Genomic DNA, 7,836 nt, shown 5'->3' with positions numbered 1-7,836 from the left:
GCCTTTTACATGCTCCCCTCGCTATGTTGATTGAGAATTGCAACGCCACGGTTGGTGGCGTTGCAATTCTCATTCAACGGCTGAAGCCGTTGGCTTTCTCATCGCTTTATCGTAAGAGTATTGCGCTTGGAACTTCCTCATCTCCTGAAAATGCCTTCCTTATGGACACGTTCGTACTACTGTGAATCTGTGGGGCACATTTCAAAGAAAACTATCATGAAGTGTATCGAAGAGCAGAAAAATAAATGAGAACCTAGGTTTTCAAACTCTACAAGGCCAAACGAAATAAACATCTTCACCATAAGATTAGCCTTGCCGGGTCGATCTACAATCATTTAATCGCGCTTCATCGCCGCTACTATCAGATGTTCGGTAAAAGCCTCGATGTTATCCGTTTGCAACGGCATATAACCAAACTGAAGAAAACTAAACGCTACGGATACTGGAATAATATTGGCTCTCAGGCGATACAAGATATCGCGCAACGTATTGACAGAGCGTATAAACTGTTCTTCAGCAATCTGAAACGCGGGGTTAAAATGTCCCTTCCGAGTTTCAAAGTGGATGGACGTGTCCGAGATGCGGGGCGGAACACGACCGGGATATCAATTGGGATATCAATCGGGATATCAATGCGGCTGCAAATATTCTCAAAGTGGGGGACATCCACTTTTAAAGGAAAAGATGTAAGACCGGTTTCAGTAGACTGTCTTTGTCGATCTTAAAATTCCATGACTTTAGTCGTGGAAGTATGTCAATATGCATTAGGCTTTTTACTTTAATTCACTATATAATAAGCGATTATTCAGTTTGATTGGGCTGGGGAGGAGTTTTTGTGGGCAGCATGGAAGTGAAGGAAGTGAAGGAGACCGCTAGGACGAATGTTTTTGACGATGCCTGGAAACGCTCGTGCCTGTGCGGTCGGGTAAACGAAAAGGATATCGGAAAAGAGATCCGGCTCAACGGTTGGGTTCGACGAAGACGGGACTTAGGCGGTATCATCTTCGTGGAGCTATGGGACTATTCGGGTCTCGTTCAGGTCGTATTCAACCCCGATAGTGGCGACGTCCACAACCGGGCGGGCAACCTACGCAGCGAATACTGCGTTGCGGTTCGAGGCACGGTGGCCAAGCGACCCCAGGGAACGGAAAACCTTACTCTCGTCACGGGCAAGGTTGAAATCGTCGCGGCGGATTTTTTACTGCTCTCTCCGTCGGCGCCTCTACCCTTTGAGGTGGGAGACGGCACGGACAAGGTGGACGAAAATCTTCGTCTCACGCACCGTTACCTGGACCTGCGCCGTGAGCGTATGCAAAATAACCTGCGCGCACGCAACCAACTATACGTCTTTACGCGCAACTACCTGGCGAACAACGAATTTGTCGAGATCGAAACGCCGATGTTGACGAAGGCCACGCCCGAAGGCGCGAGAGATTATCTCGTTCCCAGCCGCGTTAACCCAGGAACCTTTTACGCGCTTCCCCAATCACCGCAGATCTTTAAACAGATTTTGATGGTTGGCGGTTTCGACCGTTATTACCAGATCGTCAAATGTTTCCGAGATGAGGACCTACGCGCCGACCGTCAGCCAGAGTTCACCCAGGTCGACGTCGAGATGAGTTACGTTGTGGAAGACGACGTTCTGGAAATGATCGAGGGCTACATGGAGGGACTGTTCAAAGAGATCCTGAACGTGGATATTCCCGTACCTTTCCGCCGTATGGAGTACTGGGACGCCATCGACCTTTACGGCAGCGACAAGCCAGATCTGCGCGTTCCGGTCAAGCTCGTGGATCTGGAGCCTGTTTTCAAAAACGCCTCGTTCGAACCCTTCCGCAAGATCTTGGAGAACGGAGGCGTGGTACGCGCGCTTCCCCTTCCGGGAGGAGCGTCTCTATCTCGCAAAGAGCTTTTGGACTTGGAGACCCGAGTGAAAAAGCTGGGTGCGTCGGGCCTGGGAGTTTTTCAGGTCAAAGAAAACGAACTCAAGGGTCCCCTGGCTAAATTCCTCAATGAGGACGAACTCGGCCGTCTGAAGAAAATCGCCGGGCTTGTCGATGGAGATGCCCTATTTGTTGTGGCGCACGCTTCTCGGCTTACCGCCTGTACAATTTTGGGAACGCTGCGCCTGGAGTTGTGCAAGGGTCGGGGCTTGATCGACGAAAAAGCCTGGGAGTTCCTGTGGGTCGTTCACTTTCCGCTGTTCGAGTGGGACGAGGAAGAACGCCGCTGGTCGGCGACGCACCATCCTTTCACCTCTCCTGTGTTGGAGCATCTCGCGTCGATGGATTCGGATCCGGGAAAAGTTCTATCCCGAGCCTACGACGTCGTCTTGAACGGCAACGAGGTAGGCGGCGGTTCCATTCGGATTCACGATCCAGAGGTGCAGCGCAAGGTGTTTTCTTGCCTGGGGCTCAGCCCGGAACGAGCCCGAGAGCGTTTCGGCTTTTTTCTGGACGCGCTTGCCTATGGTACGCCTCCTCACGGGGGCATCGCCCTGGGGCTGGATCGCCTCGCGATGCTCCTCTGCGGCGCGCAGTCCATCCGCGATGTCATCGCGTTTCCCAAAACGCAGAAAGCCCAATGTTTGCTCTCGAAAGCGCCCGATCCCGTCGAGGAAGCGCGATTAAATGAGTTGCGGATCGAATGCGTTCCCCCTGAAACCGAAGAGTAACGAGAGTAACGAAAGGGGAAGGCCATCGTATAGTATCGATATAAGTATCTATTTATATTTAATTTATATTCATTTGTATCAGACTCCTTCTTATTAATATCACGATAGTAGCTTGTTACGTTTCTTTCGCACCTTGAAAACTGAATATAAAAGGTTGTTCGGAGAAGTTCCGAACGTAAAATATTCAACGAAAACATCGATATTGAAACCGAAAACCAAGGTTACATCGATAATCAATTTTTCAAAAAGCGTTTATCCTTTGGATAAACTTTGCGAGATTCAGCTTTTCCTTGGATCATATGATCTTCGGAATACGATGCGAAATGTATCTGATAGCTATAAGTAGATATTAGTACGCTCAAAGAATCGGACATATCACGCGCTTTTTCCGCTGCACTTATGTCTCTTGCAGGAACGCCTCCGCCCGCCGAGCCGCTCTGGTGAAAAAGTGGCGGTGCTCGTCCAAGGTTTGTTTCAGATTGGAATTTTGCGACGTGAAAAGCTCCAACTCCGACCCCTTCGCGGCAGCTACCCTTTGCAGGAGCTCCAGCTCACCGGGAGAACCGTCGAAACAATAGGTTAAGGAAGGCGCCAGACCCCAATTTTTCAGCCAACGCCACATAAAACGCCATTCCACGGCTTCGACGGGGATTTCCCCACCAGTCGCCAGTTTCATGCTCCAATAGAAGTTCGCCAGCAGGTCATCAGAGGGGTGCCCCTCCATCAAGTGCCGCGTCAAAAGTTTCGCCCAGCGAACGGCAGCGAAAAGCGCCTCGGCACAAGATCGGAGCTTTAGCATATCGTCCGCCACGTCCACGCCCTTCAAGTATTTTTTTCCTCCCTCGCCTCCTTTGTTTTGGTACAGAGTGAACGTGCTCCACACCAAGGGCTCCGTGCCTCCGCCGAAGCGTACCTTTCCCGAAGCCGCGCCCCGGGCGGAAACAAAAGCAAGCCCCAGTCCCCTGAGAAAAAGAGTGAGGTATAGATCTCCCTCACCCAAGACGCGGCGGCCCAAAACCACGCCAGCAGCGGAAATAAAGCCCGCCGAAGCGGGAGTGAGTATTCTAGTCAAGTGAGTATCCTAGTCAAGAGTATCCTAGGCGCCTCAAAACCAAACCGGACTGACGCCAGCGAGGGGAAACCTTCACCCACAAGTCCAAGTACACAGAGTGCCCTGTGATTTTTTCCAGATCAATTCGGGCGATTTGGCCGATTTTTTTGAGCATCGACCCCGACTCGCCGATGAGAATGGTTTTCTGCCCCGTCGTCTCGACAATGAGCGAGGCTCGAACGTACAGTTTACGCCGCTCTGGGTATTCGTCGGGGCTCTTGTATTCCTCGATTTCCACTGCCACGCAATGCGGCACTTCGTCCCGCAGCGAAGACAAGACTTGGCCCCGGATAATCTCTCCGGCCATAAAGCGTTCTGTGCTGTCTATGAGGATATCAGGATCGTACCAAGGCTCTCCCTCCGGCAAAAAAGGCAGCAACGTGTCAATGAGCGCGGCTATCCCGCGTCCCTCCGTCGCCGATAGAGCAACCTGAGCCGCGAAGGCTCGCTCTCTACCGTAAAGATTGAAGGCCCCAACGGAGAAGTTTTGTGGAACGCCGCGGTTCTTTTTGAGCTGATCGTACTTGTTCGCCACCAGGACAACAGGACAACGGACCTCCGCCAAGGCGGCCAAAACCTCCCGGTCCTCCAGGCTGATCTTCCGGTCTCTCGCTTCCACCAGGTAACAAACCGCGTCGGCGTTCTTCAAGGCATCTTCTACGGAGTCCACAAGAAAACGCCCTAACTTGTCTTTGGGGATATGAACGCCCGGTGTATCCGTGAAAATAATTTGGGCCCGGTCGTCGTTATAAACGCAGCGCACCGCGTTACGGGTTGTCTGAGGCTTTGGGGACACGATGGCTACCTTGCTCTTCAAAAGGGCGTTGACCAGAGACGATTTACCCACGTTAGGACGACCAACTAAGCTGATGACACCGCAGCGCATTTCTTCTACGCTCTTTCCATTCTTCTACGCTCTTTCCATTAGAGAAAAATGGAGGGGCAACAACTCATTGACGCCTATAATGATGATTCTATTGGGGGACTCCAGCAACACCAGCATATCTGGGTTGAACTCCGCCATCACCTGCCTGCAAGCGCCGCAGGGCGGGCAAGGCGTGCCAAACTTTCCGCCCACCACCGCAATGGCCACAGGGTCAAAATGTCCCATGGCGACCATGCTAGCGATGGCGTTGCGCTCGGCACAGGATGACATACCGTAAGAGGCGTTTTCAACGTTACATCCCAAAATCACGCCGCCATCCGAGGTCAAAAGCGCGGCTCCCACTTTGAAACGAGAATAAGGCGCGTAGGCATGTTCCGCCACGGCACGCGCTTTCTGGAGAAGCGTTTCGGATGGCATATTAGGCCAAGGCCAATAGAACTCTCGACCGTCCATCATAAAGCCTTTTTTCCTCCGGTATCTTTCTGTATTTTCTGTTCTTTCTGTCCTTTTCGCGCCAAACGAAGCAATTTGATGCGATGATCTTCCAAATCCACTACTTTGATGATCCAGTTCGCGTATTCAAACTCCTCGTTGTCCTCAGGGAATCCCCCCGCCAGGGACAACACCAGGCCGGCAATGCTTTCCGCGTCCTCGGATTCAAAGGGGCATTTCAAGACCTCGCTTAAGTCTTCCAAACTCATGTTTCCCTGAACGAGGTAAGAGCCATCCTCCTCCTCCAGAATATCGGGAGCTTCCTGGTCGTACTCGTCCTGTATCTCCCCCACAATCTCCTCCAGCAGGTCCTCCATGGTGACGAGGCCCGCGATACCCCCATACTCATCTACCACGACGGCGATGTGCACGTGGTCGCGCCGCATGGCCTCCAACAGCTCCACCGTCCGAATGCTTTCAGGAACGAACATGGGCTTACGTACCAAAGAATCCACAAGCCGGGCCAGGTCTCCCTCCACCAGATTTTTTAGCGTGTCTTTGACATAGAGAATCCCTATGATATTGTCGGGGTTGTCCTCGTAGACGGGTAGACGAGAATGTCCGTGTTCGATGAATACCTCCATGGCCGAGGCAATGGTGTCGGTATTTTCGAGGGTCACCATATCCATCCGAGGTACCATGATCTCGTAAACGCGGGTATCCTCGAAGTCGATAATCCCGTGGATCATGCGTCGTTCCACGGCCTCAATGGCCCCGCTCTGCTCTCCGATATTGACGACTTGCTCGATTTCCTCGCGGGTTACGAAAGGCCCCTGTCGTTTCAGGTCCAGGCGGAGAAGCCAACCAACCCCCCAGACCCCCCCTTGCATGAGGCGTGTGATGGGGTAAGCCAAAAAGTTCAAGACCCGCAAAATGGGGGTACAGAACAAAAGGACGCGCTCGGAGTAGACGATGGAAACGCTTTTAGGCAAAATCTCGCCGAAAATAACGATCATCACCGTCATGAAAGGCACGACATAGACGATTCCTCCTGTGCCGAAGAGCTTCAAGGCGATAGTGGTGGCCAGGGTGCTGGCTCCGATGTTGACGACGTTGTTGGCGATCAGACAAAGGGTCAGCGCTCCCTGAATATCGTCGATCAGCCATTGGAACAGGGATTTGTAAAAAGGTCGCGCCCCTTGTAAGGCTAGAAGTTTACCGCGTCCCGCGGTGGTGATAGCTGTCTCGGCAGCGCTGCAAAAAGCGGACAACACCAAAAGAATAACCAGCCAAAAAATCCCTCGTAGCAAAGGGACAAGCAGGCCGGAGAAGGTTGCCATCAAAGCCCCTCCTCGAAAGCCGGCAATAGCCTAGACTTGAGAAGCTCCTGGCGTTCCCACATAGCGTGCTCTTTTTCTGGGGTGTCGTGGTCCCAGGCCAATAGGTGCAAAAAACCATGAGCCAATAGAAGACATAAAGCCTCGGAATAGGGAAGCGTGTCGTGAAAACGCTTCACTCCTTCCGGGCAAATCAAAATATCTCCCAAGGGAAGGAAGCCGGTCATAGGCTCTGGGACAAACTGACCTCCGTTTTCCCAAAGAGGAAACGACAGCACGTCCGTGATCTCGTCCACACCCCTGTGTTTTTGGTTGATTTCCCGCATCTCTCCTTCATTCAAAAACGAAACGGAGATTTCCACCTGAGCGTAATGGGCGGCATCTGGGTAAAACGACGCCAATTCCTCGGCAAAAATGCGCTCCAGACTCGCGACCACGTCGAGAGGAACGAGACTTTGTCCCCCCCCCTGAGTTTGAACGTTTATGGGACTTTGTGGGTCGCCTTCCTCCGAAGCGTCGATGTTCAGTTGTAACTTCAAAACCTATACCCCTCCCGCGTCTGGAAGTTTTATTTCTTTTACTGTTCTCGTGTGGTACATGGACTGAAACGCCTTCAGGATCGCTCCCTCGATGCGCTGTATTTCCTTAAAAGTGAAGTCCACGTCATCCAATTGTTTCGCCGCGATTTTACTCGCCACCACCCGCTCGATAACCTCTTGAATATCTTTCGCGCTGGTGACGTTTTTGATTTCCACCCTCATGGCGGCTTCCAGAGAATCGAGCATCATCAAAAGGGCCGTCTCTCTGGACTGAGGTTTGGGGCCAGGATAACAAAATTGCTCGAAGTCTACGTTTTCCCCCAAGGTCATGGCCTTTTTGTAAAAATATCCCAGAGAAGTCGTTCCATGATGCTCCACGATAAAGTTTTTCACCTGCTTAGGCAGACCGAACTCCTTCGCCAGCTTGATTCCCTCTCGAACATGAGCGATGATGGCCACGGCGGACAAAGTAGGTGACAGGGTGTCGTGGATGTTTTCGCCCCCCATCTGGTTCTCGACGAAAAAGTGAGGACGATAAAGTTTTCCGACGTCATGGTAGTACGCGCCCACCTTCATCAAGTTCGCGTCCATGCCCAACTCGTTCGCGGCGGCTTCCGCCAGAGCGCCGATCATCAGGCTATGGTGGTAGGTTCCAGGCGCTTCGTTTTGCAGTTTACGCAGCAGAGGACTCGAAGGGTGACTCAATTCTCTGGTTCTGAGGATGGAAAGCGCTCCGATATATCCCTCGATCATGGGCAACACGGCAATAACGAAAAACGTCGTCGTCAGCTCGAAGATAAAAAACAGTCCCCACACACGCCAGGTCTCGCCCAAGGGCCAACCCAAGCGGAGCGAGT

At 52.2% G+C, this 7,836-nt stretch carries 9 protein-coding genes; 3 read left to right on the top strand and 6 right to left on the bottom strand.

The genetic code is table 11. From position 1 onward, the window contains the following. From LBJ36_12255 to aspS, 3 genes are all read left to right on the top strand, one after another. Positions 1–185 (top strand): hypothetical protein (locus tag LBJ36_12255; protein ID MDR1379805.1); only part of this gene is annotated, 185 nt, incomplete at its 5' end. Beyond that, the gene (locus LBJ36_12250; GenBank protein ID MDR1379804.1) at positions 127–249 is read left to right on the top strand and encodes a transposase; all 123 of its coding nucleotides are present in this window, start codon (positions 127–129) and stop codon (positions 247–249) included. The genes LBJ36_12255 and LBJ36_12250, both read left to right, overlap by 59 nt. Positions 250–844: 595 nt before the next feature. Then, positions 845–2,674: an aspartate--tRNA ligase gene (aspS, locus tag LBJ36_12245; GenBank protein ID MDR1379803.1), complete on the top strand. Its 1,830-nt coding sequence runs from the start codon at positions 845–847 to the stop codon at positions 2,672–2,674. Positions 2,675–3,071: 397 nt separating this feature from the next. Here aspS and LBJ36_12240 read toward each other — a convergent pair whose 3' ends face one another. From LBJ36_12240 to LBJ36_12215, 6 genes are all read right to left on the bottom strand, one after another. After that, complete coding sequence (locus LBJ36_12240; protein MDR1379802.1) at positions 3,072–3,746, bottom strand: recombination protein O N-terminal domain-containing protein; 675 nt, start codon at positions 3,744–3,746, stop codon at positions 3,072–3,074. A gap of 13 nt (positions 3,747–3,759) precedes the next feature. Next, the gene (gene era / locus LBJ36_12235) at positions 3,760–4,671 is read right to left on the bottom strand and encodes a GTPase Era (protein MDR1379801.1); all 912 of its coding nucleotides are present in this window, start codon (positions 4,669–4,671) and stop codon (positions 3,760–3,762) included. Positions 4,672–4,695: 24 nt separating this feature from the next. After that, complete coding sequence (locus LBJ36_12230) at positions 4,696–5,124, bottom strand: cytidine deaminase (GenBank protein ID MDR1379800.1); 429 nt, start codon at positions 5,122–5,124, stop codon at positions 4,696–4,698. Beyond that, the gene (locus LBJ36_12225) at positions 5,124–6,443 is read right to left on the bottom strand and encodes a hemolysin family protein (protein MDR1379799.1); all 1,320 of its coding nucleotides are present in this window, start codon (positions 6,441–6,443) and stop codon (positions 5,124–5,126) included. Before LBJ36_12225 ends, LBJ36_12230 begins: the two co-directional genes overlap by 1 nt. Continuing rightward, complete coding sequence (gene ybeY / locus LBJ36_12220) at positions 6,443–6,979, bottom strand: rRNA maturation RNase YbeY (GenBank protein MDR1379798.1); 537 nt, start codon at positions 6,977–6,979, stop codon at positions 6,443–6,445. Before ybeY ends, LBJ36_12225 begins: the two co-directional genes overlap by 1 nt. A 3-nt stretch (positions 6,980–6,982) precedes the next feature. Then, the coding region (locus LBJ36_12215; protein MDR1379797.1) for an HDIG domain-containing protein at positions 6,983–7,836 on the bottom strand (854 nt) is incomplete at its 5' end.

Source organism: Synergistaceae bacterium, from assembly GCA_031267575.1.
Lineage (GTDB): Bacteria > Synergistota > Synergistia > Synergistales > Aminobacteriaceae > JAIRYN01.
This window is presented reverse-complemented; position numbering and strand designations above follow the sequence as displayed.